Origin of the sequence: Kitasatospora sp. NPDC059160, assembly GCF_042755465.1 — a bacterium.
Classification (GTDB): domain Bacteria; phylum Actinomycetota; class Actinomycetes; order Streptomycetales; family Streptomycetaceae; genus Kitasatospora.
Genome location: NZ_JBHZCN010000046.1, coordinates 12,583 through 38,726, shown reverse-complemented (window position 1 = coordinate 38,726; position 26,144 = coordinate 12,583). Strand labels below are relative to the sequence as shown.

Annotated in this window: 12 protein-coding genes; 4 read left to right on the top strand and 8 right to left on the bottom strand. The window is 76.5% G+C overall.

What is annotated here, in order from left to right:
* Positions 1-8 precede the first annotated feature (8 nt).
* Complete coding sequence (locus ACFXOZ_RS20805; RefSeq protein WP_380591901.1) at positions 9-779, bottom strand: phosphotransferase; 771 nt, start codon at positions 777-779, stop codon at positions 9-11.
* A gap of 76 nt (positions 780-855) precedes the next feature.
* A complete protein-coding gene (locus tag ACFXOZ_RS20800; protein WP_380530485.1) occupies positions 856-1,674 on the bottom strand; it encodes a LysR family transcriptional regulator in 819 nt (272 codons plus the stop codon).
* 68 nt (positions 1,675-1,742) lie between these two features.
* Here ACFXOZ_RS20800 and ACFXOZ_RS20795 point away from each other — a divergent pair, with 68 nt between their 5' ends.
* The 3 genes from ACFXOZ_RS20795 to ACFXOZ_RS20785 all read left to right on the top strand — a co-directional run bounded on the left by ACFXOZ_RS20795 (position 1,743) and on the right by ACFXOZ_RS20785 (position 4,035).
* Positions 1,743-2,639 carry an NAD(P)H-binding protein gene (locus tag ACFXOZ_RS20795; RefSeq protein ID WP_380591899.1) on the top strand — a complete coding sequence of 299 codons (897 nt, stop codon included), beginning with the start codon at positions 1,743-1,745 and terminating at the stop codon, positions 2,637-2,639.
* A gap of 183 nt (positions 2,640-2,822) precedes the next feature.
* Positions 2,823-3,155, top strand: a complete 333-nt coding sequence (locus ACFXOZ_RS20790) for a putative quinol monooxygenase (RefSeq protein ID WP_380530509.1) — start codon at positions 2,823-2,825, stop codon at positions 3,153-3,155.
* A gap of 121 nt (positions 3,156-3,276) precedes the next feature.
* Positions 3,277-4,035, top strand: coding sequence for an IclR family transcriptional regulator (locus tag ACFXOZ_RS20785; RefSeq protein ID WP_380591897.1), 759 nt, complete (start codon positions 3,277-3,279; stop codon positions 4,033-4,035).
* A 32-nt stretch (positions 4,036-4,067) separates the two neighbouring features.
* Here the strand turns inward: ACFXOZ_RS20785 and ACFXOZ_RS20780 are convergent, their stop codons facing one another.
* The gene (locus ACFXOZ_RS20780; protein WP_380591895.1) at positions 4,068-4,871 is read right to left on the bottom strand and encodes a DUF4389 domain-containing protein; all 804 of its coding nucleotides are present in this window, start codon (positions 4,869-4,871) and stop codon (positions 4,068-4,070) included.
* 243 nt (positions 4,872-5,114) lie between these two features.
* On the opposite strand from ACFXOZ_RS20780, the gene ACFXOZ_RS20775 reads away from it, so the two are divergent.
* A complete protein-coding gene (locus tag ACFXOZ_RS20775) occupies positions 5,115-5,936 on the top strand; it encodes a S1 family peptidase (RefSeq protein ID WP_380591893.1) in 822 nt (273 codons plus the stop codon).
* Positions 5,937-6,006: 70 nt separating this feature from the next.
* On the opposite strand, the gene ACFXOZ_RS20770 is transcribed toward ACFXOZ_RS20775, so the two are convergent.
* The 5 genes from ACFXOZ_RS20770 to ACFXOZ_RS20750 all read right to left on the bottom strand — a co-directional run bounded on the left by ACFXOZ_RS20770 (position 6,007) and on the right by ACFXOZ_RS20750 (position 25,951).
* The gene (locus ACFXOZ_RS20770) at positions 6,007-6,411 is read right to left on the bottom strand and encodes a hypothetical protein (RefSeq protein WP_380530473.1); all 405 of its coding nucleotides are present in this window, start codon (positions 6,409-6,411) and stop codon (positions 6,007-6,009) included.
* 112 nt (positions 6,412-6,523) lie between these two features.
* Positions 6,524-9,562: a BTAD domain-containing putative transcriptional regulator gene (locus tag ACFXOZ_RS20765; protein WP_380591891.1), complete on the bottom strand. Its 3,039-nt coding sequence runs from the start codon at positions 9,560-9,562 to the stop codon at positions 6,524-6,526.
* Positions 9,559-10,953 (bottom strand): BTAD domain-containing putative transcriptional regulator, encoded by a 1,395-nt coding sequence (locus ACFXOZ_RS20760; protein ID WP_380591935.1) that lies wholly within the window; start codon positions 10,951-10,953, stop codon positions 9,559-9,561. Before ACFXOZ_RS20760 ends, ACFXOZ_RS20765 begins: the two co-directional genes overlap by 4 nt.
* Before the next feature lie 173 nt (positions 10,954-11,126).
* Positions 11,127-12,605: a condensation domain-containing protein gene (locus tag ACFXOZ_RS20755; RefSeq protein WP_380591889.1), complete on the bottom strand. Its 1,479-nt coding sequence runs from the start codon at positions 12,603-12,605 to the stop codon at positions 11,127-11,129.
* On the bottom strand, positions 12,602-25,951 hold the full coding sequence (locus tag ACFXOZ_RS20750; protein WP_380591887.1) for a MupA/Atu3671 family FMN-dependent luciferase-like monooxygenase: 13,350 nt from the start codon (positions 25,949-25,951) through the stop codon (positions 12,602-12,604). Before ACFXOZ_RS20750 ends, ACFXOZ_RS20755 begins: the two co-directional genes overlap by 4 nt.
* Positions 25,952-26,144: the final 193 nt, after the last annotated feature.

Below are 26,144 nucleotides of genomic sequence, written 5' to 3'. Positions count from 1 at the left end.
CGGCTGCCTCAGCCGCCGAGCAGGGCCGCCCGCTCGGCGCGGAGCCAGCGGCGCTCGGCCGCCATCTCGGCCGCGTCGCCGCGGGCGAGGAAGGCCGCCCACGGCTGCTCGCCGCGCCCGCCGAGCCGCTCGATCCGCGCGGCCTCCCGGGCCTGGAGCGCGTCCAGGGCGTCGAGCACCGCCTCCGGCCGCTCGCCGTAGGCGGTGCACAGCGCGGCCAGGCGTTCCCGCAGCACCCCCGGCCCGCTGACGGCGGCCCGCCGCTGCTGTTCGGTGGAGCGCAACGGCACGGCGTACCAGGCGAGTTGGGCGAGGTCGTCGACGGCGTGGCCGGGCGCCGCGAAGTCCCAGTCGATGAAGCCGGCCAGGTGGTCGCCGTCCCAGACGGCGTTCCACGGGCCGAGGTCGCCGTGCCGGATGACCAGGCCTGGCCGCCATTCCTGTTCCGCGCCCTGCCAACGTGCGCCGGCGGGCGGCCGGAAGTCCCGGACGGCGTCGTGGTAGGCGCGCAGCCAGCGCCCGAGGGCGTGGACGCCCGTGGTGGACCGCAGGACGGCAGGCCAGGGTGCGAAGGCGGGTTCGCCGTGCAGCAGCGAGAGCACCTCCTCGCCGCCCTCGACGGCGATCGGCCGTGGGGCCCGCGTGAAGCCCGCCGCCTCCAGGTGGGCCAGCAGCGCGTGCACCGCGGGCGTCCACGCGCCGACCGGCCGGCGGATGGTGTCCCCGATCCGCCGCACCGTGGTCACGCTGCCCCGGTCCGTTGCTCCGTCCTCGATCACCGGGGCAGCGTAGCCGTCCCCGCAGGTCGGCGTCGCGCGGGTTTCTCGCCGGGGAGGCGTCCGGGCGGCCGAGCACTCAGGCCGACCGCAGCGTGGCGGTGGCGATCTCCAGGAAGTCGCGCAGCGGCGTGCCCCGCCGGTCGGCCGGGTCGGCCGGGACGGCCAGGCAGGTCTCGACTCCGGGGACGTCGGTGACGGTCCGGTGGACGAGGTCGGGGCGGGCGTAGGAGCGCACCACGCTGAGCGGCAGCAGGCCGATGCCGTGCCCGGAGGCGATCAGTTCGAACTTCTCCTCCAGCGTGGCCGTCCGCCGGAGCGGTGCGTCGAGCATCCGCTCGCCGGCGAGGTCGGCGGTGGTGAGTTCGGCGCGGGCGGCCAGCGGGTGCGTCGCGGGCAGGCAGGCGACCCGGGGCTCGTGGCCGATCGGGATGGTGCGCAGCCCCGAGTCGTCGAACGGCCGCCGCAGGTAGGCCACTTGGCAGCGGCCGTCGCGCAGCGGCGCGTCCGGCTCCCACCAGCGCGCCGGGACGAGGTCGGTCTCGACGTCCGGGTGCCGCAGCGCGAACGCGCGGATCGCCTCCGACACGTGGAGGCCGGGCGAGAAGGCGACGACGAGCCGCCGGGTGCCCCGGTCGGCGTCGTGGACGCGCTGCACCGCCGCGGCGACGGCCGCGAGGATCCCCCGTGCCTCCTCCTGGAGCTGTCGGCCAGCCGGGGTCAGTTCCACGCTGCGCGTGGTCCGGACCAGCAGGGTGCACTCCAACTCCTGCTCGATGGCCCGGATCTGACGACTGAGGACGGGTTGGGTGATGTAGAGCTGTTCCGCCGCCCGGCCGAAGTGCCGGTGTTCGGCGACCGCCGCGAAGTAGCGGAGCTTGCGCAGGTCGAGATCCATGCCTGGAAGGTATCAATGCCCCAGGAAGGGTATTGGACGCCGCAGTTGACCGGCCCGAGACTCGACACATGATCGTCATCACCACTCCCACCGGCCAGATCGGCGGCCGGCTCCTCGACCTCCTGCTCGACGGGCCGCACGCCTTCACCGAGGAACTGCGCGTCGTCGTGCGCGACCCGGCGCGCCTGCCGGAGGCCGTCCGGGCCCGCGTCGACGTCGTCGCCGGCTCCCACGACGACCCCGAGGTCGTCGACCGCGCCTTCACCGGCGCGCACGCCGTCTTCTGGGTCGTCCCGCCCACCCCGCAGGCACCGAGCCTGGACGCCGTCTACTCCGGGTTCACCCGGGCCGCCGCCGAGGCCCTCACCGCCCACGGCGTCCGGCACGTCGTCGGCGTCTCCGCGCTCGGCCGCGGCACCCCCGTCGCCCACCGCGCCGGGCACGTCACGGCCTCGCTGGCCATGGACGACCTCCTCGCGGGCACCGGCGCGGCCTACCGGGCGCTCGCCAACCCCTCCTTCATGGACAACCTGCTGGAGCAGACCGCCTCGATCCGGGACCGCGGCGTGTACACCTCCACCGTCGCCGCCGACCGCCCGGCGCCGCTGGCGGCCACCCGGGACATCGCCGCGGCCGCCGCCGACCTGCTGCTCGACCGCTCCTGGACGGGCACCGGCGAAGTCCCGGTGCTGGGCCCCGAGGACCTCTCCGCGAACGACATGGCGCGCATCATGTCCGAGGTCCTCGGCCGCCCCGTCCGCTACGAGCGCCAGTCGTTGGACGACTTCCGCGCCTCGCTCCCCGGGTACGGGTTCAGCCCGGCCCTCGTGGAGGGGTACGTCGACATGATGCGGGCCAAGGACGACGGACTGGACGCCGGGGTCGAGCGCACCCCGCGGAGCGCGAGCCCGACGACCTTCCGCCAGTGGTGCGAGGAGGTGCTCAAGCCGACCGTACCGGCCTGACCGTCAGGCCCCGGGCGGGCGACACGCCCGGGGCCCGGCCGTCGCCAGCCCGGAGGCCGCGGATTCCGGCAGGGACGGAATCGCGGCGGCGCGGGTTTCCCGGGCCGGGCGGCGGTCGGGCAGGGTGGGGGTCCGACCGTCCCCCGATGGGGGTTCGACCGCCCCCCGACCCGAGAGAGCGTCATGATCTTCATCACCGTGAAGTTCCCCGTCCGCCCCGAGCTCAGCGCCCAGTGGCTCGATATCGTCGCCGAGTTCACCGAGGCCACCCGGGCCGAGCCGGGGAACCTGTTCTTCGACTGGTCCCGCAGCGTGGACGACCCGGACGAGTACGTGCTCGTGGAGGGGTTCCGGGACGGCGAGGCCGGGCGGGCGCACGTCGAGTCGGCGCACTTCCGCAAGGCCATGGGGACGCTGTCCGGTGCGGTCGCCGCCAAGCCCCGGATCATCAGCGTCGACCTCCCCGACCGCGAGGGCTGGGACCTCATGGGCGAGATCACCCCGCGCGAGGCCTGAGCCCGGACGCCGAGCGGGGGCCGGACCGGGGGCCGGTGGCCTCCCCCAACCCGGCCCCCGGCACACTGGACGGGTCACGCCGCACCAGCAGGAGCGGCACCAGCACGAGGAGCACCCCGTCATGGCCGGGCAGACCGGGCCGCGCGCCGCCGACCGCACCCTGGAGGTGCTGGAACTCGTCGCGGGGTCACCCTCGCCCGTCCCGGCCAAGGCCCTCGCCCGCAGCCTCGGCTGCGCCCTGTCGACGACCTACGCCCTCCTCGCCCCGCTCACCGAGCGCGGCTACCTGGTGCGCACCGACGGCGGCTACGCCCTCGGCTACCAGGTCTCCGCCCTGCACCGCGCGTTCCAGCGGCAGATGGGCCTGACCGACGGCATCGACGACCTGCTCGCCCGGATGCGGCAGGCCACCCGCGCGTCCGCGAACTACGTCGCCTACCAGGGCGACGGGCTGGTGATCGCCGACGTGCGCACCGTCGCCGCCGACGGTGACCAGCGGCCCGAGCTCACCGTCGGCGTCGACCCGCGCTCCCACGCCTACGCCCACGGCAAGATCGCCCTGGCCGCCGCCGGCCCGGCCGCCCGCCGCCGCTACCTGGAGCAGCCCGGCCTGCGCCGGTTCACCCCGCGCACCATCGCCTCGGTCGACCGGCTCGACGAGGAGCTGCGCCGGATCCGCCGCACCGGCGTCGCCCTGGACGTCGAGGAGGCCCGTACCGGCCTGGCCTGCCTGGCCGCGCCCGTGCTCGGCGCGGACGGCGCCGTGATCGGGAGCGTCTCGCTGGCCGTCCGCCCCGAGGACCTGCGCGCCCGCCGCCACCAGCTGATCGCCGCCGTCAAGCAGGCCGCCCGGGAGGCGTCCCCGGCGCACCCGTCCTGACGCCCGGCCTCCTGACGCCCGCTCCCCTGCCGTCAGGACGGGCCGGGCAGCAGCGGGGCCATCACGTGCTGGGTCGGGTTGAGGTCGTTGTCGTCGTTGTCGTCGGTGTTGACCGAGGCGGTGACGGAGCTGGTCGCCCAGGAGACCACGCCGAGGATCAGGAAGAGCACCACCAGGCCGCGCCCGCCGCCGCTCAGCACCAGCGGGCGGGTGGCCGAGACCGGCTCGGGCTCGCTGCCCGGCTCCTCGCCGAACAGGCGCTTGGGGTAGGCGGAGGTCAGCATCACCAGGTAGGCGGTGTAGCGCAGCTGGTAGCGCAGGATCGCGGTCGTCGCCTCGTAGAGCGGCTGCGGCATCCGGCCGAGGACCAGCACCACCAGCCAGATGATGAACGAGACCATCCACCAGCCCGCGTGCAGCAGGCCCTGCACGATGGAGGCGGGGATGACCAGGATGATCCGGAACAGCACGGCCAGCCGGTTCAGTTCACCGGGCCGCAGGCCGACCTGCACCGGGTACTCGGGGGCGCTGAACCGGAACGGCGGGTAGCGGTCCACGGTGAGCATCAGATAGGCGGTGACCCTCGCCTCGTACGGGACGAAGGAGCTGAGGTAGGTCGCCGCGAAGTCGGGCAGCCGGCCGAGGACCAGCGCGCAGAACCAGCCGACCACGGTGACCACGAACGCCACCAGGGACAGCACCCACAGCACCACGAACTGAGGGATCAGCAGCAGCAGGCGCAGCAGCACCGTCCAGCGGTTCTGCTCGGCGGGCGCCGGCATGTCCAGGACGGGAAGCCACTCACGGCTGACGGGGGCGGGGGGAGCCTGCCACATCCGGGCCTCCACGATCTCGGAACGACGGGGACCCGGCAGTCGTGCACCGCCGGGTCCCTCCGAAGATCGCAGTCCGCCGCCCGCCCCGCGCGCCACGCTGCGCCGGACGGGTCACGCCGCACCCCGGCGCCGTACGGGGGCAATCCCCACCGTTCGTACACCTGGTGTCCGGATGGTCCAGTGGATCTTGGAAAGGGGAGGCTGAGGGGGCAGACGGAAGTCCTACCTCCGAGGAGAGCCCCGATGTTCAACGGGAAGTCCAGCAAGCGTCGTACGGCCCGCGCCGCGACCGTGGCCGCGGTCGCCCTCGGCTGCGCGGTCGCGACGGCCGGCAGTGCCGGGGCGATCGTCAACGGGACGGCCGCCCCGCAGCGCTACCCGTTCATGGCCTCCGTCCCGGTGTCGGCACCGGGCCTGGACGACGGGGTCTGCGGCGCCTCACTGATCGACCGCCAGTGGGTACTGACGGCCGCCCACTGCGTCGACCCGAACCTGGTGAAGCCTGCGGGCACCGCGCGCATCGGCAGCGCGGAGCGCAGGTCCGGCGGCACCGTCCGCGCGATCGCCGGCACGGTCACCCACCCCGGGTACCGGCAGGGAGGCAACGCCGGACCCAACCAGAACGACGTCGCGCTGATCCGGCTGGACCGCCCCGTCATGGAACGGCCGATCCCGATCGCCGGGCGGCCCGGCGACCCCGGCACCCCGACCCGGCTGCTCGGCTTCGGCACCGTCGTCGACACCGGCGACCTCGGCGGCCTGCGCTTCCCCGACCGCCTCCAGCAGTTGGAGACCCGCCGGGCGGGCGAGGCCGAGTGCGACCCGGGCTACGCGGGCCCCACCCGGCTGTGCACCGTCAGCCTGGTCCCCCGGGCGATGGCCTGCTTCGGCGACTCCGGCGGGCCGCAGCTCCAGCGCGGCCGGGGCGGGCGCTGGGAGCTCGTCGGCGTCACCTCCGGCCCCGGCGTCGGCGGGCACGTGCCGTGCTCCGCCGGCCCTGGCCTCTACAGCAGCGCGCCCGCCTACGCGGAGTGGATCCGCGCGACGATCCGCGCGAACGGCTGAACGCCCGCCCGGTGACGGGGTGACCGGCCCGGGGCGGACCCGGGCCGGTGACCCCGTCACACGGCGCCGGTCAGTAGAACAGGTCCGGGCTGAGCTGGTAGTCGTAGTTGGAGCCGCCGTTCCAGTAGAGGCGCACCTCGGCCTTGTAGTCGTGGCCCGGACTCGGGTTGCTCAGGGTGTAGCTGAAGCTGTACGGGCCGGTGTGGCAGCCGAAGCTGGTGTCCAGCGCCCTGCCGCCGGTGGTGTAGTCCCAGAGGATCACCTCCTCGGTGCAGTTGCCGTTGCCGAAGTTGGTGTTGGCCGTCGCCGTGACCTGGCCGTTCCCCGCGCTCACACACGCCTGTTCCCAGTCGGGGCCGCCGCAGCCGCCACCGCTGGACGCCGCGGCGGTCCCGGTGCCCGCCAGCGCGAGGCCGGCGGCCAACGCCGTGCCGACCAGGGCGATCGCCGTCTTCCTGACTCCGTTGCCGAACATGACGGTCCTGCCTCTCAGTAGCGGCCCGGTCCGGTGACCGGGCGCAACAGAAGGTTCGGGTACGGCGATGGACGTTTGATGAGCAAGCGCGTCGGACGCGTGCGCGAGTCCGTCAGGCGAGGCCGTGCAGCGTCCGTTCGATGTCGGCCGCGTCCCGGAGGTGGCCCAGTTGCCGGAACCGTCCCAGTGCCTCGCTCAGGCAGCTCCTGGCCCGGTCGGTGCGGCGCAGCGCGGCGAACGCCTCGCCGAGGATCCCGAGCGCGTGCCCCTCCAGGGTGCCCGAGGCCTGCCGGGCCAGCGGGAGCGTCTCCTGCGCCGCCCGGACGGCGGCCCCGGCCCGCCCGGCCGCCAGGTGGACCCGGGCGATCAGCACGCTCGCGGCGACGTGGTAGTCGGTCTGGCCGAAGCGGCGCATCCGCCCGCGGGCGTGCTCGGCCTCGACGAGGGCGGGTCCGAGGTCGCCACCGAGGTGCAGCACCCGGGCGAGGTAGAAGTGGCTGAGGGCCTCCGCGCAGCAGCTGTGCCGCCCGGTGAGCTCGGCGCCCCGGGTGGCGGTGGCCCGGGCCTGGGAGAACCGGCCGGTCTGCGCCTGGTTGACGGCGAGTTCGCCGAGGGCCAGGCCTTCGGCGCCCTCGTCCCCGAGCTCGTGGAAGAGTGCGACGGCGCGGCGCAGCGCGACGATGGCGTCCTCGTAGCGCCGCTCCAATCGCGCGGTGGAGCCGAGGAGGTGCAGGGCCCTCGCCCGCAGTGGGCGCAGCTCGCGGGCCCGGCAGAGCGGCAGGGCGCGCTCGAGTTCGGCGCGCGCCTCGGGGAAGCGGCCGGTGTGCCAGAGCATGCTCGCGCGCACCGAGCGGGCCAGTGCCTCGGCCGCGTGCTCGCCGCGGCCCCGGGCCGTGTCGGCGAGCCGGCCGGCGAGCTCGGCCACCGACCCGGCGTACCCCCGGCCGAAGAGGGAGGATCCCATGGTGTCCAGCAGGTCGGCGGCCCGGGCCGCCGGCAGGTCGGGGTCCCGGCAGACCCGGTGGATCACCGCGTGGTGCAGGGCGCTCTGGGCCAGCATCCAGACGTTGGCCTCGTCGACGCCGCGGAAGGTCAGCCCCGGCACGGTCGTCGTGGCCCCGGTCAGCTGCTTCCCGGCCCGGTCGACGTGGCGGGCGCTCCCTTCACCGTTGCGGGCGCTGGCGAGGCAGAAGTCGAGCAGCCGGGCGAAGGCGGCGGTGAGCGCCTCCGGGGCGTCCTGCCGCTCGCTCCGGCCGCGGGCGAACGCCCGCACCAGGTCGTGGAGCCCGTAGCGGTCGGCGGCGGGCGACTGGAGCAGGTTGAGGTCGACCAGCGTCTCCAGCAGTTCCCGGGTCTCCTCGGGGGCGCGGTCGAGCAGGGCGCCGGCGGCGGCGAGCGGGAGTTCGGGCGTGTCCGGCAGCGCGACCAGCCGCAGGGCGCGGGCCTGGGCGGCGCCGAGCCGGGCGTAGGAGAGGGCCAGCACGGGTTCCACCGCACTGTGGTCGAAGGCAAGTTCGGCGAGCCGGGTGCCTTCGTCGGCCAGGCTCGCGGCGAGCGCCGCGAGCGGCTGCCCCGGGTCGGCGGCCAGCCGAGAGCCGGCCACCCGTACCGCCAGCGGCAGCAGGCCGCAGGCCGCGACGATCGCGGTGGCCGCCCGGGGCTCGGCCGCGATCCGGGCCCGTCCGGCGACGGCGGCGAGCAGGTCGACCGCCTCGGACGGCGGCATGGCGTCCAGGTGGAGGTGGTGGGCGCCGGGCAGGGGGCCCAGCCAGTGGCGGCTGGTGAGCAGCACCGCGCAGTTCCGGGTGCCCGGCAGCAGCGGGAGCACCTGGGCGGCGTCGGCGGCGTTGTCGAGCAGCAGCAGCACCCGGCGTCCGGCCAGCGTGGTGCGGTAGAGCGCGGCGCGTTCGGCGGGGTCGGTGGGCACCGCACGGTCCGGCACGCCGAGGGCGGTGAGCAGGTCGGCGAGCGCCTCGGCCGGGTCGAGCGGGTCGCTCAGGGTGCCGCGCAGGTCCAGCCGGAGCTGACCGTCGGGGAAGCGGTCGCGCAGGGCGTGCGCGACGTGCAGGGCCAGCGTGCTCTTGCCGACCCCGCCGAGGCCGTTGACCGCCACGACGGCCACGGCGGTCGGGTCCGGTGGGGCGAGCAGGGCGGTCAGCCTCGCCACCGCGCTCTGCCGACCGGTGAAGTCCGCGATGCCGAAGGGCAGGTGCCGGGGCGCCGGGAGCAGGGACGGAGGCGGAGGCGGGGACTGGGCCGGGGTCGGGGACTGGGCCGGTACGGCGCTCGGGCGGTGGGCCGGGCCGCTCGGGCCCGCCGGCGCCGAGGCCGGTGCGGTACGGCGGATCCGGTCCAGTACGGCGTCCAGCTCGGCGCAGTCCAGACCCTGGTCGTGGTAGAAGCGCCGGGCTTCGGCGTGCACGGCCCGGGCCTCGTCGGGCCGACCCGCCCGGTGCAGCCCCAGCACCAGCAGGGCCCGGAAGCGCTCCTGGAACGGATGGGCGAAGACCGCCCGGCCGAGGTCGACGAGGCAGGACGGGCTGTCCCCGAGTTCCACGTCGAGGCCGAGCTTGGTCTCCAGTGCCGCGATCCGGCGCAGGGTCAGGTGTTCGCGCATCTCGGCCGCGTGCCGCCCCGGCAGACCGGCCAGCGGCTCGCCCCGGTGCAGGGCGAGCGCCCGGGCCAGCAGGTCGCGGGCCTGCGGCGGCCGGCCGGCGGCCAGCGCCCGGTCGGCCTGCCCGACCAGGAGGTCGAACACCCCGAGGTCGACGGCCCGGGCCGGCACGTCGAACCGGTAGCCGTCGTCGACCGTGACCAGCAGGTGCCCGGCGGCGTGCCCGCGCAGTTCCTTGCGCAGCCGGTAGGCGTGGGTGGCCAGTACGGCGGCGGGGCGGTTCGGGAGGGCCCCCTCCTCGAAGACCCCGTCGGCGAGCGCGGCGGCCGTCAGCACCCGGCCGGGGCGGGCCAGCAGCATCGCCAGGAACGCCCGCTGCTGGCGGCGGCCCAGGTCGAGCGGCTGTCCGTCGTACCAGCCGGCCGGCGGGCCCAGCAGGGCGAAGCGCGGTCCGGCCGCGCCGCCTGCCGGGGCCCCGGGGTGGGCCCACACCCCGTCCGGCGCGTCCGCGCACTCGGTGGGTTCGCGGCGGCTCATCGGCCACCGCCCGACCCGCAGCCCACGGCCGTGACCGAGGCCGTGACCGGCGCGACCGGTTCGGCCCGGGGGTCCTCGGGCCGGGGCAGCAGAGCGGAGATCGGCCAGGCCGGGCGGCGGACCAGCCGGTCGGCCGCGCGGCGCAGCGGGCCCGGCAGGTGGTCGCAGGCGGCCGCCAGGGCCCGGGCGGCCTCCGGCTCGCGGGCCGGCCGCTCCGGGCCGAGGATCCGGCCGAGCAGGAGCAGTGCCTCCGGTGGGCTGAGCCGGCCGAGACCGACGGGGTGTCCGCCGCCCTCGATCCCGGCCGCCCCGGCCGAACCGCCCGGGCCGTCCGAACCGCCCGGGCCGCCTGGGCCGCCTGGGCCGTCGAGCGTGACGAGGGCGGCGCAGCCCGGCGCCGTGGGCAGCAGGGGGCGGACGGCTGCCACGGCGGCGGCGCCGTCGAGCACGACCAGCAGGCGCCGTCCGGCCAGCAGCCGGTGGAACAGGTCCCGGCGCTCGGCCGGACCCGGCGGTACGGCCCCGTCCTCGACGCCCAGCGCACGGACGAACGCCGCCAGGGTGTCGGACACGGCGTCGGGGCCCGTGGTGTGCAGGTCCGCGTACAGCTGGCCGTCGGGGTAGCCGGTGGCGGCCAGGTGGGCGGCGTGCACCGCCAGGGCGCTCTTGCCCGCGCCGCGCGGGCCGGTCACGGTGGCCAGCGGCGCCGTGCGGCCGGCCGGACCGGCCAGCAGCGCCGCGACGGCGGCCAGTTGGGCCCGGCGTCCGGTGAAGTCGGGCAGATCGGGGGGCAGTTGGAAGGGCCGTCGAACCGCCCGGGTGGGTGGCGTCGGCGTCGGCGTCGGCGCCGGGTGGCCGGAGAGCTCCAGGTCGAGCTCCCGGCAGTGCCGCAGTGCCTCCTCCCGGCGGCCCGCCAGCAGGCGGCGTTCGTGGGCCGCGAACGGCCCCGGCACGTCGTCCAGGGCCGGGCCGGACCAGAGCGCGAGTGCGCCGGAGAGCAGGGTGCGGGCGCGTTCGGGTTGCCAGTTGCGGCGGGCGGTGGCGGCGTCGGCGAGCCCGGCCAGGAAGGCCGTCCGGTCGACGGCGCCCGGGTCGACGTCCAGCCGGTAGCCCTTGCCCTGGTGCCGCAGCACGCTCGGGCCGGTCCGGTCCGGCGCCGCGCCGTCCAGCACCTTGCGGAGCCGGTAGACGTGGCCGGGCAGGGCGGCGGGCCGGTCCGGCGCGCCGTCCGCCTCCTCGCCCCACACCCCGTCGACGATCTCGCCCACCGGGACGGTCCGGCCCTGGGCGGCGAGGAGCACCGCGAGCACCGCCCGGTCCCTGGCCCGGTTGATCCGCAGCTCCCGGTCGGCGGACCAGGCCCGCAGCGGCCCCAGGACGGTGAAGCGCATCTCTCGCACGGCCCTCTCCGACAGGTCCTGCCCGGCCCGCTCCGAACGGACCGGACCCAACTCTGCGTCATCTTACGTGTACAGAACGAGAGTTGGTCCGATCTTCCGGAGTTCCGGCCGGATTGCCGGGGGGCGCGGGCCGGTTCCGCACGCCGGGCGGGCGGCCGGAACGGTCAGTCCGTCAGCTCCCGGGCCAGGTCCGCCACCATCCGTTCCAGCCAGGACCGGACCGTCCCCGCGTCGAACAGGTCGGCGTCGTACTCGGCCAGGCCCGCGTAGCCGTCCGCGTCCGGGGTGAGGAGCACGGAGAGGTCGGCGCGGGTGGAGGGGCCCGGCACGTCCTCGACCTCGACGGCCAGGCCGGGGAGGTCGAGGGCGATCGCCGGGGTGCTCTGCACCGCGAGCAGGACCTGCGGGTACCCGGCCGGCAGCCGGACGCCGCGCTCGCGCAGCGGCTCGACCAGCTGGCCGAAGGGCACCGTGGCGTGGTCCAGGGCGGTGGCCACCGCCCTGGCCGCCGTGTCCACCGAGGCCCCGAACCCGCCGGGCGGGCGGGTGGGCAGCCGGATCGGCAGGCCGGTGGTGAGCAGGCCGACGACCTGCTCGTCCACCGGCCGGGTGCGGTTGGCGTACGAGAGCACCACCAGGGTCTCCGCCGCCCCGGTCAGCTCGCCGAGCAGCCGGGCGTAGGCGGCGAGCAGCACCGCCGAGGCGGTGGTGGAGCGCCCGGCGGCGCAGCGGCGCACCGCCTCGGCCGACCCGGCCGGGACGCGGAAGGCGAGGGTGCCGCCGCGCCCGGAGCGCTGCTCGGGGCGCGGCCGGTCGGTGGGCAGGTCCACCGCCGGCGGGGTGTCCCCCAGGACGTGGGCCCAGTGGTCGAGGGCCTCGGTGACGGCGGCCGGGGTGACCACGGTCCGCTCCCAGCAGGCGTGGTCGGTCATCCGGCCGGGGTCCGGCAGCGCGGCGCCGTCCCCGCGGTACAGCGCGCCCAGGTCGGCCAGCAGGGTGGCCAGGGACCAGCCGTCGACCACGATGTGGTGGAGCGACAGCAGCAGCACCGCGACGTCCTCGGCCGTGCGCAGCAGCCGGGCGCGCAGCAGTCGGTCGCCGTCCAGGTCGAACGGCAGGGCGCCCTCGGCCCGGGTGGCCCCGGCGAGCGCCGCGTCCCGGGCGGCCGGGTCGAGCGTGCGCAGGTCCTCGACCGGCAGCTCCACCGGGGTGTTCGGCCGCACCTGCTGGAGCAGGCCCAGGTCGGTGTGCCGGTAGCCGGTCCGCAGGCTCTCGTGGCGCTCGCTCAGCGCCGTGAGGGCGGCGGCCAGCCGCTCGGGGTCGAGCGGGCCGCGCAGGGTGATGCGCTGGGTGATGTTCCACACCGCCGGGTCGGCGGAGCGGCCGTGCATCCCGTACAGCCGGCGCTGGGCCAGCCCGGCCGGCGCGGCGGCGAGCGCCGCGCCGGAGCCGGTCAGGACGGCCAGCAGCCGGTCCCGGTGCGCCCGGACGAGCCCGGCGGCCTCCTCGTCCAGCGCGCCGGCCGGGGCGAGGTAGCCGAGCCGCTCGCCGGTGGTGCGCAGCACGATCCCGCGCTCGTCGAGCAGCCGGACCAGGCGGTCCCAGCCCTGGTCGGCGGTGGACACGGGGGCGGGGGCGGTCACAGCTCGCCCTCCTCGTAGGCCGGGGCCGGGCGGTCCTGGACGGCCGGGCGGTGGGCGGCCATCGCCCGGATGGTGGGGCGGCGGAAGAACTCCAGCACGCCGATCCGCAGCCCGGTGGCCTCGCGGACCCGGTTCAGCAGCCGGGTGGCGGCCAGCGAGTGGCCGCCGAGGTCGAAGAAGGAGGTCTCCACGCCTGTGGGGCGGCCGAGTTCCTCCTCCCACAGCCGTTGCACGGTGCGCTCCAGTTCGGTGGCCGGGGCGACGGCGGCCAGTCCGGCGCCCAGCGGCAGCGGCTCCGGCAGGGCGGTGGTGTCGAGCTTGCCGTTGACGCTGAACGGCAGTTCGGCGACCGCGGCCCAGAGCCCCGGCACCATGTGCTCGGGCAGCAGGTCGGCCAGCCGGTCGCGCACCCGGGGCAGGTCGGCGGCCGCGCACTGGACGTACCCGGCCAGCGCGGTGCCCGTCGCCGTCCGGCGTCCCGTCACGGCGGCGCCGCGCACGCCCGGCACGGTCCGCAGCACGGTCTCGACCTCGCCCGGTTCGATCCGGTAGCCGCGTACCTTGACCTGGCGGTCGGCCCGGCCGAGGTACTCCAGGGTGCCGTCCGGCCGCCAGCGGCCGAGGTCGCCGGTGCGGTAGCGGCGGCCCTCCGGGGTGTCGGTGAAGACGGCGGCGCTCTCCTGCGCCCGGCCGGGGTAGCCGAGCCCGACCTGGACGCCGAGCACGTGGATCTCGCCGACGGCCCCGGCCGGGACGGGGCGTCCGGCGGCGTCCAGCAGCACGATCCGGGTTCCCGGCACCGGGCGGCCGATCGAGGCGTGGTCCGGTCCGTCCGGGGTGGCCTCGCCGGCCGTGACCCCGTGGGTCTCGGTGGGGCCGTAGTGGTTCAGCAGCCGGCAGCCGGGGTTGCGGGCCAGGAACGCCCGCAGGGCGGGGGTGAGCAGCAACTGCTCGCCGCCCTGGATCAGTTCGCGCAGGTGGGGCGCCGGTTCGTCGCCGAGCGCCGCGACCAGCGCGGCCAGCGGGGTGTACGGCAGGTGCAGCCGCTCGGCCCGGGTGGCGCGGACCACGGCGGCCAGCGCGGTGATGTCGTAGCGGGTCTCCTCCTCGATCAGCAGCAGGGTGCCGCCGCCGGCCAGTGTGGTCAGCATCTCCTGGACGCTGACGTCGAACCCGCAGGAGGCGTACTGCAGGGTGCGGGCGGCCGGGTGCTCGGCGACGTTCCAGTCGATCAGCGAGGCCAGGCCGAGGGTGTGCATCAGCACGCCCTTGGGGCGGCCGGTGGAGCCGGAGGTGTACAGCAGGTAGGCGGCGGCCTGCGCCGACGGGACGGGCAGCGGCGGCAGTTCCGCCCCGCCCGCGGGCCCGGTGTCGGTGTCCGCGTCCGTGTTGACGGTCGGCAGCGAGATGCCCATCAGGTCGGTGCCCCGGGCGGTGAGCAGCACGGTCGGGGCACTGTCCGCGGCGATCAGCCGGCAGCGCTCCGCGCCCTGCACCGGGTCGATCGGCACCAGGACGGCGCCCAGCCGCAGCACGGCCAGCAGCGCGGCCACCTGGTCCGCCGAGCGCGGCAGCAGCACGGCCACCCGGTCGCCCTCCCGCACCCCGGCGGCGAGCAGCCGGCGGGCCAGGCCCTCGGCCCTGGCGTGCAGCGTCCGGTAGTCGGTCTCGGTGCCGTCGGCGGCGACCACCGCGACGGCCTCCGGCCGGTCGGCCACCGTGGCCGCCACCCGGGCCAGCGGGTGCGCGGGCGCCGGCGCCGCCTCCGGTCCGCACTCCAGGGCGGGGTCGGCGGGGGCCGCCGTCAGCTCGGTGAGCGGTCGCGCCGGGTCGGCGACGGCGGCGGCCAGCAGCCGCTCGAAGGCGTCGAACAGCCGGTCCACCGTGGCCCGGTCGAACAGGGTCTCGGCGTACTCCACGTGGCAGCGGATGCCGTCGGGGAGGTTGGTGAGGAAGAGCGCCAGGTCGAAGGCGGAGCGGTCGACCACGTGGTCCAGCGGGCGGGCCGTCACCCCGGGCAGGTCCAGCTCGAAGACCGCGTGGTTCTCGAACTCGACCATGACCTGGAAGAGCGGGTTGCGGCTGGTGTCCCGCTGCGGGTTCAGTTCCTGGACGAGGACCTCGAAGGGCAGCTGCTGGTGCTCGTAGCCGTCCAGCGCGGTGGAGCGGACCCGGTCCAGCGCCTCGGCGAAGTCCGGCTCGCCGGTGAGGTCCAGCCGCAGCGCCAGGGTGTTGACGAAGAAGCCGACCAGGTCCTCGGTGCCGTCCGCCCGGTTGGCCAGCGGAGTGCCCAGCACCACCTCGTCCTGGCCGCTGTAGCGCTGGAGCACCCCGGCGAAGGCGGTGAGCAGCACCATGAACAGGGTCGAGCGCCGCTCGCGGGCCAACTCCCGGATGCCCGAGGAGAGTTCGGCGGGAAGGTGGCGGACGTACGAACGGCCGCGACCGTCCGGTACGGCGGGGCGGGGCCGGTCGGTGGGCAGGGTCAGCACCGGCAGCTCGCCGCCCAGCACCTTGCGCCAGTGGTCGAGGCTCTCCTCGTAGGCCCCGGCGGCCACCGCGGCCCGCTCCCGGGCGGCTTCGGCGGCCGGGGTGGTGGTGAGCGCGGGCAGCCGGTGCGGCCGCTGCTCCCGGGCCGCCCGGTACAGCTCCCCCAGCTCCCGGGTGATCACCACGGTGGACAGGGTGTCGATCACGATGTGGTGCATGGACAGCACCAGGACGTGCCGGTCCGGCCCGGTCGCCAGCAGCCCGGCGCGGAACAGCGGGCCCTCGGCCAGGTCGAAGCGGCGGGCGCCCTCGGCGGCGACCAGCGCGGCCACCGCCTCCTCGGCCGGCCCGTGCACCGGGACCCGCTCCAGCACCGGGCCGTCCGGCGCCGGGATCACCTGCTGGAACGGTTCGCCGTCCTGCTCCCGGAAGACGGTGCGCAGCCCGACGTGCCGCTCCACCAGCGCGCGCAGCGCGGTGTCGAGCGCCTCCGGGTCCAGCGGGCCGTCCAGTTCGACGGCCTTGACCTCGTTGTACTGGGCGGCGTCGGGCAGCATCCGGTGCAGGAACCACATCCGCTGCTGCGCGTAGGACAGCGCGGCGCCCCGCTCGGTGGAGCGGCGCAGCGCGTCGATCTGCGGCAGGCCGGCGGCCACCAGGTCGGGGGCGAGCCCGAAGTCGACGAAGCAGGCGATCTCGTCCGCGCCGGCCGCCCGCAGCTCGGCGAGCACGGACCCGACGCTCTCCGGGGTGCCGATCAGGGCGCGCGAGGCGCAGTAGCGCTCGTAGGCGCGTTCCAGCACGAACTCGAGGTCCTCCTCGCGGGTGTTCTCGAAGTCCAGGGTCAGGCCGAGGCTGTTGGCCATCTGCCCGAACAGCGAGAGCGAGGAGCGCAGGTAGTGGCAGAACGGGCGGTAGGCCTGCGCGCGGGCGGTGGCGAGGTCGGCGCCCAGGTAGGTATGGACCAGCACCACCACCCGGCCGGCCTCCGGGTCCAGCCCGTGCTCGGCCCGGGTGCGCCGGTAGAGGGCGACGTTCTCGGCGAGTTGGGCGATGTCCTGGGTCATCAGGTTGGTGATCACGCCGAGGTCGTGCCGGGCGGCCTCGCGGAAGCTGTCCGGGTTGCCGACGATCGCGGTGAACATCGGCGGCTGCTCCTGCAAGGGGCGCGGGTGCAGGGTCACCTCGATCGGCTCCCCGTTGCCGTTGCGGCCGCGGTAGGGCTCGCCGCGCCACAGCGCCCGGACGGTGTCGACCTGGCGGTGCATCAGCTCCTTGTGGCCGCCGTAGTTCTCCGGGAAGAACAGGAAGTCGTTGGGGTGCCAGCCGCTGGCGCAGCCCAGCCCGACCCGGCCGCCGGACAGGTTGTCCACCACCGACCACTCCTCCGCCACCCGGACGGGGTGGTGCAGCGGCAGCACCGCGCAGCCCGCGTTGAGCCGGATCCGGCTGGTCTCCCGGGCCAGCGCGGCCGCCAGCACCGAGGGGTTGGGGAAGATCCCGCCGAAGGAGTGGAAGTGGCGCTCCGGCAGCCAGACGGCGTGGAAGTCGTGCCGGTCGGCGAAGCGGGCGCTCTCCAGGACGATGCGGTACTTCTCGTCCTCCGGGGAGTCCTGGGGGTAGTCGCCGAAGAAGTACAGGCTGAAATCGACCGGGCGCTGCGGGTCGCTCACCGGGTGGTACGGAACGGGCTCGGCCCCGGTACCGGTGCGGGATTCCGTGGTGAGTGCGGGCAGTTCGGGCAGGTCGGCCGCCGGGCGCGGGGTCGGGGCCGGGAGCCGCACCCCGGGCGAGGCCGGGAAGAAGCCGCCGCGCCGCAGACCGCGCAGGGACTCCCGGACGGCGTCGACCACGAACTCCAGGTCGCCGTCGGTGTGGGCGGTGGAGAGGAAGAAGTTGCGCCACTCCCAGACGTAGACCCCGCGGGTCAGCAGCTCCGGGAAGAACAGCTCCACGTCGGCCCGCGGCTCGAACCGGAACAGCGAGCCGAAGTGGGCCAGCCGGAGCGGGAACTCCTCCTCCTCGAAGAACCCGTTGAGGGTCGCGGCCAGTTCGTCGGTGCGGGCGTTCAGCCGCTCCTGGAGGCCGGGGCCGGCCTCCTTGAGGTGGCGCAGCACGGCACCGGCCGCGGTCATCGCCAGCGGGTGCTGGATGTAGGTGCCGCCGAAGAAGGTGGTGTCCTTCGGCGGGTAGCTGTCGTCCCCGTAGTCCCAGTGGCCGCCGTCGATCCCGTCCAGGATGTCGGCCCGCCCGGCGATCGCGCCGATCGGGTAGCCGCCGCCGAGCACCTTGCCGTAGGTGGAGAGGTCCGGGGTCACGCCCCAGAAGCCCTCGGCGCCGCGCAGGTGGGGCCGGAAGCCGGTGAGCATCTGGTCGAAGAGCAGCACGATGCCGCGGCGGGCGGTCAGTTCGCGCAGCGAACGGACGAACTCGGCCGGCTGGCGCCCCGGGTGGCGGCTCTGCACCGGCTCGACCAGTACGGCGGCGATCCGGTCGCCGAGCTCCTCGATGACCTGGAGGCTCTGCGGATCGCCGTACCGCAGCACGATCAGGTCGGCGACGGCGCTGCCGGGGATGCCGCTCGACACCGGGACGGTCTCCCGGTCGGCGCCGTGGCCCACCGTCCGGCCCAGGGTGTGGTCGAAGTGGCCGTGGTAGGAGCCCTCGAACATGACGATCTTGTCCCGGCCGGTGAAGGCGCGGGCGAGCCGGATCGCCCCGGCGTTCGCCTCGGTGCCGGAGTTGGCGAAGGCGACCCGCTCGGTGCCGGTCAGCTCGGCCAGCAGCTCGGCGGCCTCCCCGGTCTCCGGGCCGCGCGGGCCCAGTCGCAGCCCGCCGGCCAGGTGCTCGCGGACGGCCTCGGCGACGAACTCCGGGTCGTGGCCGAAGAGCAGGACGCCGAAGCCCATGGTGATGTCGACGTAGGTGTTGCCGTCGAGGTCCTCCAGCCGGGAGCCCCGGGCCCGGCGGGCCGCGAGCGGGTAGAGCATCTCCTTGGTCGAGGAGCGGAAGCCCACCACGGCGCGGCTGTCCGCGAGGGTGCGGCGGTGGCGGCGGGTGACCGCCTTGGAGGCGGCGGTACGGGCGGTGAAGCGGGCGACCAGCCCGTCCACGTGGGCGCGCTGCTGCTCGGTCAGGCCGCCGGCGGCCATGCCGGACTCGCGGGAGACGGTCACCCGGGGGCCGTGCACCTGCGGGGCGGCCGGCGCGGGGGCGGCGGCGGGAAGCGGGGCCTCGACGGCCGGGACGACGACCGGGGCGACGGACGGGGGCAGGGCGGCGGGGGCCGCCACCGGGAGGGGCGCGGGCGGTACCGCCCCGGTCGCGGGCGCCGGCCCGGTCCCGGCCAGCAGGCCGAGCTGGTCGCGCATCAGGTCGGAGAACTGGCCGAGCAGCGCGAGCTGGCGCTCGATCAGGCCGGTGCCGTCGGTCACCGGGGCGGAGGCGAGCGGGACCGGGACCGGGGGTGCGGACGGAAGTGCCGGGACGGGCGCGGCAGGAGCGGGCGCGGACGGAAGGGTCGCGGCGGGTACGACGGGTGCGGCGGGCGCGGCCGGTACGGGGAGGGCGGGCGTTGCGGCCAGGGGCGCCGGGGCCGCGACCGGTTCGGGCACCGCGACCGGCTCCGGCGCGGCCGCCGGGAGCAGCCCGTCCCGGACGTCGGGCTCCAGCCGGTCGGCGATCAGCCCGGCCAGCCGGGCCGGGGTGTCCGCCGCCTCGAACAGTTCGCGCATCGAGATCCGCACCCGGAAGGCGCGCTCCAGGTCCCGGATCATGTTGATCATCCCGAGCGAGTCGGCGCCCAGGTCGAAGAAGGGGTCGTCGGCGCCGACCGCCCCCTCGTCGTGGCCCAGCTGGCGGGCCGTCTGCTCCAGCACCCGGCGCAGCACCGCCTCCTCGGCGAGCTGCTCGGGGCTTGCTGCGGCGGCGGGGACGGCGGCCGGGACAGCGGACGCTGGGACGGCGGCCGCCGGGGCGGTCGGCTGGGGCGGCGGTGCCTGGTGCATGGCGGGGTCCTCGGTGGTCGTCGGCCGGTCGGGGGCGGTGAACCAGTGGCGGCGGCGTTGGTAGACGGTGGTCGGCAGGGGCACCCGGCGGGCCGGGCCGTCCGGCCAGTCACGGGCGGCGGCGAACCGCGCCCAGTCGATCGGGACGCCGTGGGACCACAGCGCGCCGGCCGCGGCGTCGAACTGCGGCTCCTGCGGGGCGCCGCGGCGGGCACCGGCCACGAAGTGGCGGTGCGGCAGCTCCCGACGGCCCATGCCGGTGAGCGTCGGGTGCGGGCCGAGCTCCAGGAACAGTTCGTGGCCCTGCCCGTCCAGGGCGGCGAGCACCTGGTCGAAGCGCGCGCATTCCCTCGTCTGCCGGACGAAGTAGTCGGGCGTGGGCACGGTGCCGGGGGCCAGCACCTCGCCGCCCAGGTTGCTCACCAGCGGTACGGTCAGCGGGCGCAGCCGCAGCCGGGCGAGCTGTTCGCGGAACGGTGCGAGCACCGGGTCGAGCAGCCGGGAGTGGAACGCCCGGTCGGTGGCGAGTCGTTCGGTGGTCACGGCCTCGGCGGCCAGCACGGCCTCGGCGGCCGCGATGTCGCGCGGCGGGCCGGACAGCACGCACTGGCCGGCGCCGTTGACCACGGCGAGCTCCACCCCGGGCAGCCAGTCGGCGAGTTCGGCGAGCCGCTGCGGACCGGCCATCACCGCCGCCATGGCGCCGGGAGCGGTCGCCCGGTGCATCAGCCGGCCGCGCAGCGCGGTGAGGAACATCCCGTCGGCGAGGTCGAGGGCGCCGGCCGCGTGGAAGGCCGCGTACTCGCCGGCGCTGTGCCCGGCGACGGCGGCCGGGCGCAGCCCGAGCTCCTTCCAGAGCCGCAGCTGGGCCGCTTGCAGGGCGAACAGCGCGGGCTGCGCGGCCTCGGTGGTCCAGTCGTCGGCGGCGCCCTCGGGCACGGGGTCGAGCAGCAGCGGCAGCAGCGGTTCGTCCCAGGCCTCGCGGTGCAGCCGGTCGCACTCCTCCAGGACGGCCCGGAAGACCGGGAAGGCGCGGTGGAGTTCGGCGGCCATGCCCCGGTACTGGCCGCCCTGGCCGGTGAAGAGCAGCACCGGCCGGACGTCACCGCGCGGGGCCTCGCGGCGTACCGGTGCGGTGGCCGAGCCGCGGCCCGCCAGGTGGGCCTCCAGGCCGCGGAGCAGGTCCGCCGGACCGGCGCCGGTGACGGCGAGCCGGTGGCGCAGGGCGCGGCGCCCGCCGCCCAGGGTGAGCGGCAGGTCGCCGGGGGCGGGCGCCGGTCCGGCGGCCAGGCGGTCGCGCAGCAGCCCGGCCAGGGCGGTCAGGCCCTGTTCCGTACGGGCGGAGAGCGGCAGGACGGTCGGCGCCTCCTGCCGGGGGCCGTCGGCGGCACCGGGCGCGGACGACGCCGGGGCCTCCTCCAGCACCAGGTGGGCATTGGTGCCGCCGACGCCCAGTGCGCTGACCCCGGCCCGGCGCGGGGTGGCGCCGGCCGGCCAGTCGCGGCGCTCGGCGGCGAGCCGGAACGGGCTTCCGGCGAGCTCCAGCGCCGGGTTGGGGCGGTCGAAGTTGACCAGCGGCGGGACGGTGCCGTGCCGCAGCACCAGCAGGGCCTTGATCAGCCCGGCCATTCCGGCGCAGGTGTCCAGGTGGCCGATGTTGGGCTTGACCGAGCCGAGCGAGCAGAAGTCCGCGGCCCGCGTCCGGGCTCGGAACGCCTGGGCCAGGGCCCGGAACTCGATCGGGTCGCCCAGCGGGGTGCCGGTGCCGTGCGCCTCGACGTAGCCGACGCTCTCGGCCGGCACCCCGGCCAGGTCGAGGGCCCGGCCGATCACGGCCGCCTGCCCGTCCACGCTGGGCGCGGTGTAGCCGACCTTGAGCCCGCCGTCGTTGTTGACGGCGGAGGCGAGGATCACGCCGTGCACGGTGTCGCCGTCCGCCAGTGCCCGGTCCAGGCGCTTGAGCAGGACGGCCGCGACCCCGTTGCCGCCGACGGTGCCGGCGGCCGCCGCGTCGAAGGCCCGGCACTCGCCGTCGGGCGAGAGGATCGACCCCTCCTCGTAGCGGTATCCGGCGGCCTGCGGGATGTGCAGGGCGGCGGCTCCGGCCAGGGCCAGGTCGCAGTCACCGGCGAGCAGCGACTGGGCCGCCAGGTGCACCGCGACCAGCGAGGTGGAGCAGGCGGTCTGCACGCCGATCGCCGGGCCGGTCAGGCCCAGCCGGTAGGCGACCCGGGTGGCGGCGAAGTCGGCCTGGTTGCCGATCGCGGTCTGCAGCGCGGACACCGGCTGGGCCGGGTCGGCCGTGCCGGCCAGGGTGTGCTGGTAGTAGGTGCGCAGCGCGTACAGGGTCATCCCGGTGCCGGCGAAGACGCCGACCCGGCGGTGCGGGTCGGGGGCGTCGTAGCCGCCGTCCTCCAGGGCCTGGCGACAGATCTCCAGCAGCAGGCGCTGCTGGGGGTCCATCAGGGCGGCCTCGGTGCCGCTGATGCCGAAGGCCTCGGCGTCGAAGCGGTCGGTGTCGGGCAGTGCCCCGGTCACCGGGACGAAGTCGGGGTGCCGGTACTCCTCGGGGCGCAGTCCGGCCGCCGCCAGCTCCTCCTCGGTGAACCGGGTGGTGCTGCGGACGCCGTCGACGATGTTGCGCCAGTACTGCTCGGGGGTGTCGGCGCCGGGGAAGCGCAGGGCCAGGCCGACGACGGCGATCCGGCGGTCGTCGCCCGCCGGGGCCCCGGGGGCGGTGCCGGTCGCGGTGGCGGTCGCGGTGGCGGTCGCGGTGGCGGTCGCGGTGGCCTGGGCCGGCGCGGGGGCCTCGGTCAGGTGGGCGATCAGGGCGTCCACGGTGGGGTGCCGGAAGAGTTCGGTGGGCGCCGGGGGCGTCGGCAGGGCCGTGCTGAGCGCGCCGTGCACCCGCATCAACTGGAGCGAACCGATGCCGAGTTCGGCCAGCGGGCGGGCCGGGTCGAGCGGGGCGTCGAGGACCGTCTCGAAGGCGTCCAGGACGGTCCGGCGCAGCTCGGTGGAGACCGGCGAGGCGGCGGCAGGGGTGGGCTCGGCAGGGGCGGCCGCGGCGGGGGCGGGCTCGGAAACCCGCTGCGGGGGCCGGTCCTCGTCCGTACGGCCGGCGGGCGCCTCCGGGACCGGCCGGGGCGCGGTCGCCAGCAGGTGGCGGCGCGCGGCGGGGGCGCTCGGGTCCGGCCCGGCGTACCAGCGGCCCGGGGCGCCGGCCAACAGCAGCGTGGCCAGCCGGCGGCCCTGCGCGGCGCTCAGCACGGCGATGCCCCGGGCGGCGGAGGCCTGCTCGTGGTCGGTGGCGCGGTTCATGCCGACCCGGCTCCACAGGCCCCAGGAGATCGTCCAGGCCGGGGTGCCGGTCTCCCGGTGCAGCCGTTCGACCGCGCTCTCCAGGTAGCGGTTGGCGGCGGCGTACGCGGTGGAGCCGACGGCCTCCTGGAAGCCGACCATCGAGGAGAAGCCGACGAACTGGGCGCCGGGGCGCTGCCGGACCAGCTCGACGAGGTGGTCCGTGCCGGTCGTCTTGGCACGCACCGCCTCCCGCCAGTCGTCCGGGCCGGTGCCGGAGAGCAGGGCGATCCGGTAGGCGCCGGCCAGGTGGAGCACGCCGTCCAGCGGTGCTCCCCAGTCCCGTTCGGCCTCGGCGACCACGGCGGCCAGCTGCTCGCGGTCCGTCACGTCGGCACGGCGGTAGTCGACCCGGCCGCCGTAGCCGGACAGCCGGTGCAGCGCGGCGCGGCGTTCGGCCGCCTCGGCGGTGGGCGCGTCCAGGTCGGTGCGGCCGATCAGCAGCAGTCGGGAGCCGTGGTCGCGCAGCAGGCCGGGCAGCAGCTCGGCGGCGATCCCGCCGAGGCCGCCGGTGACCAGGTAGCGGGCGCCGGGCGAGAGCAGCGAGCAGCCCTCGTCGGCGGTGGCGTCGGTGGCGGTGCCGGGTTCGACCGGTCCGAGCCTGGGCACCCACGGGCGGCCCCGGCGCCAGGCGCTCTCCGGCTCCGGCCGGGGTTCGGCCAGCAGGGTGAGCAGGGCGGCGGCCTGCTCGGCGGGCGGCGGACCGGCCGGCAGGTCGATGTGCCGGGCGGCGGGCACCAGTTGCTCGGCTCTCGCCCCGGCGGTCAGTGCCGCCGTCAACGCCGCCGCCGGGTCGGGGAGTTCACCGGGCAGTACGGCGTGCAGTCCGGCGCTGACGGTGACCAGCTCGCCGGTCGGCGGCCGCTCGGCGAGGGCCCGCAGCAGGGCGAGCAGGGCTACGTCCGGCGGTACGCCGTCCGACGACGCGGCGGGCCCGCCGTCCGCGCCCCAGAGGTGGACCACCCGCCCGGGGCGCTCGGCGCCGAGCGCCCGCCGCCACTGCGCGGGGTCGGCGGTCGGCGGCTGCTCCACCAGGACGGCCCCGGGCAGGGCGGCGGCCAGTGCCTCGGCGAGGGTCCCGGGACCGGCCGGGCCGAGCAGCAGGGTCGGCTCCGGAGGCTCGGAACTTTCAGGATCTTCGAAACCTTCGGAATCCGCGGGAGCCTCGGAATCCTCCGGAGCCTCAGGGGCGTCCGGCGCCGGGCGGGGTTCCCAGACGATCCGACGGACGCAGTCGGGAACGGTCCGGGCGTTGGCCTCCGCCAGGTCGATCGCCACGAGGTGCTCGTCGAGCCCGCCGTCGAGCAGGCGCCCGCGCAGTGCGGTGCGCTGGATCTTGCCACTGGTGGTGCGCGGGAAGTCGGCCGCCGGCACCGGCAGCACCAGGGCGGGGGCCGGCTGCCGCCGGGCGGCCAGCACCCGGCGGACCTCGGCGGCCACCGGGGCTGCGGGGGCGTCCGGGTCGTTCGGCACATAGGCGATCACCAGCTGTTCGGTGCCGGTGCGTTCGTCCGGGACCCCGAAGGCGGCGACGTGCCCGGAGCGCACCCCCGCCACCGAGGCGACCACGTCCTCCAGTTCGTGGCAGAAGTGGTGCACCCCGTTGACGATGATGATCTCCTTGCGCCGGCCGGTGAGCACCACCTCACCGTCGGCCAGGAAGGCGAGGTCCCCGGTGTCGAACCAGCCGTCGCCGACGAAGGCCTCGCCGTCGGCGGCCGGGTTGTTCAGGTAACCCGGCGTCACCCGGCCGGAGTCGACCTGGAGCCGGCCGACCCGGTGCTCGGGCAGGGCCCTGCCGTCCTCGCCCGCCACCCGTATCCGGGCGCCGGGGGCGGGGCGCCCCATGCTGAGGAACGCGGTGCCGCGCTCCGGGGAGTCCGGGTCCGCGGGCTCCAGCCGGCCGGTCAGCGAGTCGGTGCGCACCAGCCGGCGGGCGCCGTCCTCGTGGTAGCGCTTGTAGGTGATGACGGTGCAGGTCTCGGCCATGCCCCAGCCGAGCAGCACGTGCTCCGCCCGTACGCCGAACGGGCCGGTGGCGGCCAGGAACTCGTCCAGCACCGCCTCGGTGCACTGCTCCCCCGCGTTGATCAGGGACTTGACCGAGGAGAGGTCCCAGCTCCGGCCGGGGCCGGCCGCCCGCACCGCCTCGGCGACCAGCCGGTAGCCGAAGTTGGGCGACCAGGAGTGCGCGCCCCGGTAGCGCTCCAGGGTGTCCAGCCAGACCAGCGGGTCGGCGAGCACCAGCTCGGTGGGCACCTGCACCTGGTCGGCGGCGAGCGCCACGTCACGCAGGTGGAACATCAGCAGCCCGGCGACGTGGTCCAGCGGCAGCCAGTTGACGGTGACGTCCTCGGGCAGGGTGCCCTGGGCGACCGCGCCGGCCACGTACTCCAGGATGCCGCGGTGGGTGATCTGCACCGCCTTGGAGCGGCCGGTACTGCCGGAGGAGAGCTGGAGGATCGCCACGTCGCCAGGGTCCGGGGCGTGCTCGGCGCCCGCGCCGACGGCTGCGGCGGCGCCGTCGGCGGGGCGGTCGACCGCGATGACCCGCAGGCCCGGCGCCGGGTAGAGCTCCCCGAGCCGGGCCAGGCCCGCCACGGCCGGCCCGCCCGCGAGCACCGGCGGCTCCGCCAGCGTCTGCCAGGCGTGCCAGAGCTTCTCCAGGACCGGGTTGGGCTGGTCGTACGCGGGCGGACGAGCGACCGTGACCGGCTGCACCCCGCCCAGCAGGCAGGCCCACAGGGTGGTGAAGTAGCCCTCCTGGTCCGGGACCTGGAGGATCACCCGGTCGCCCGCCCGCAGCCCCGCGGCGCTCAGCAGGGCGAGGGTCTCCCGGGCCCGCTCCAGCAGCCGGCGGTAGGTCAGCCTGGTCGCCCCGCCGTCGGCCCGGACCAGGTGCAGGCCGCGGTCCGGGTGCCGTTCGGCGGCGCGCAGCAGGGCCTCGGGCAGGGTGCGCGGCGCGTCCGGAGCCGGGGCGAGCAGCCGGGCGCCGACCGCCTCGGTCCCGGGGTCCTCGCTCCCGGGCTCCTCGGGCGCGGCCTCTTCGGGCGCGGCCTCTTCGGACGAGGCCGTCGAGCCGGCCGTCGAACCGCTCGGGGTTGCACCGGCGGCCGTGCCGGCGGCGCCGAACGGCCGCCAGTGCGGGATGAGTTCGCGCAGGTGGCGGAGCGCGGGCCCGGCCCCGGCCGGCGGCCGGGCCGCCGCGGCGGCGAGGGCGGCGCGGTCGGGTTCGCCCAGCGCGGTCCGCACGATGCCGTCCAGGAGGTGCACCTCGGTGCCCGGGTCGGCGTCCAGCAGGGCGGCGGTGGCCCGGCGGCGCAGCGCGACGGGGTCGGTGTCGGCGGCGGGCACCAGGTAGGCCAGCAGGCCGAGGCGGCCGTCGGCGCGCTCGACCGGCAGCACTGCGCAGTCGGCGACCTCGGGACGCAGCAGCAGCCGGGCCTCCAGGGCGCGCAGCCGGGCGCGCTCGGAACCGGTGGGGCTCATCGGCGACGGCACCTTTCGGATCGGTGCGGGGCGTGCGCGGGTAGGGCTGCCCCGGGTTGCGGAGGGTGGGCGGATCGGGGTCGCCTGCGGCCCGGTGGGGCGTCGGCGGATCCGGTGGCGCGGTACTTGCGGGTGCGGTGGCACGGTGCACGGTGGTCGCGGGTACGGTCCGGCGGTACGTGGTCCGGTGGTG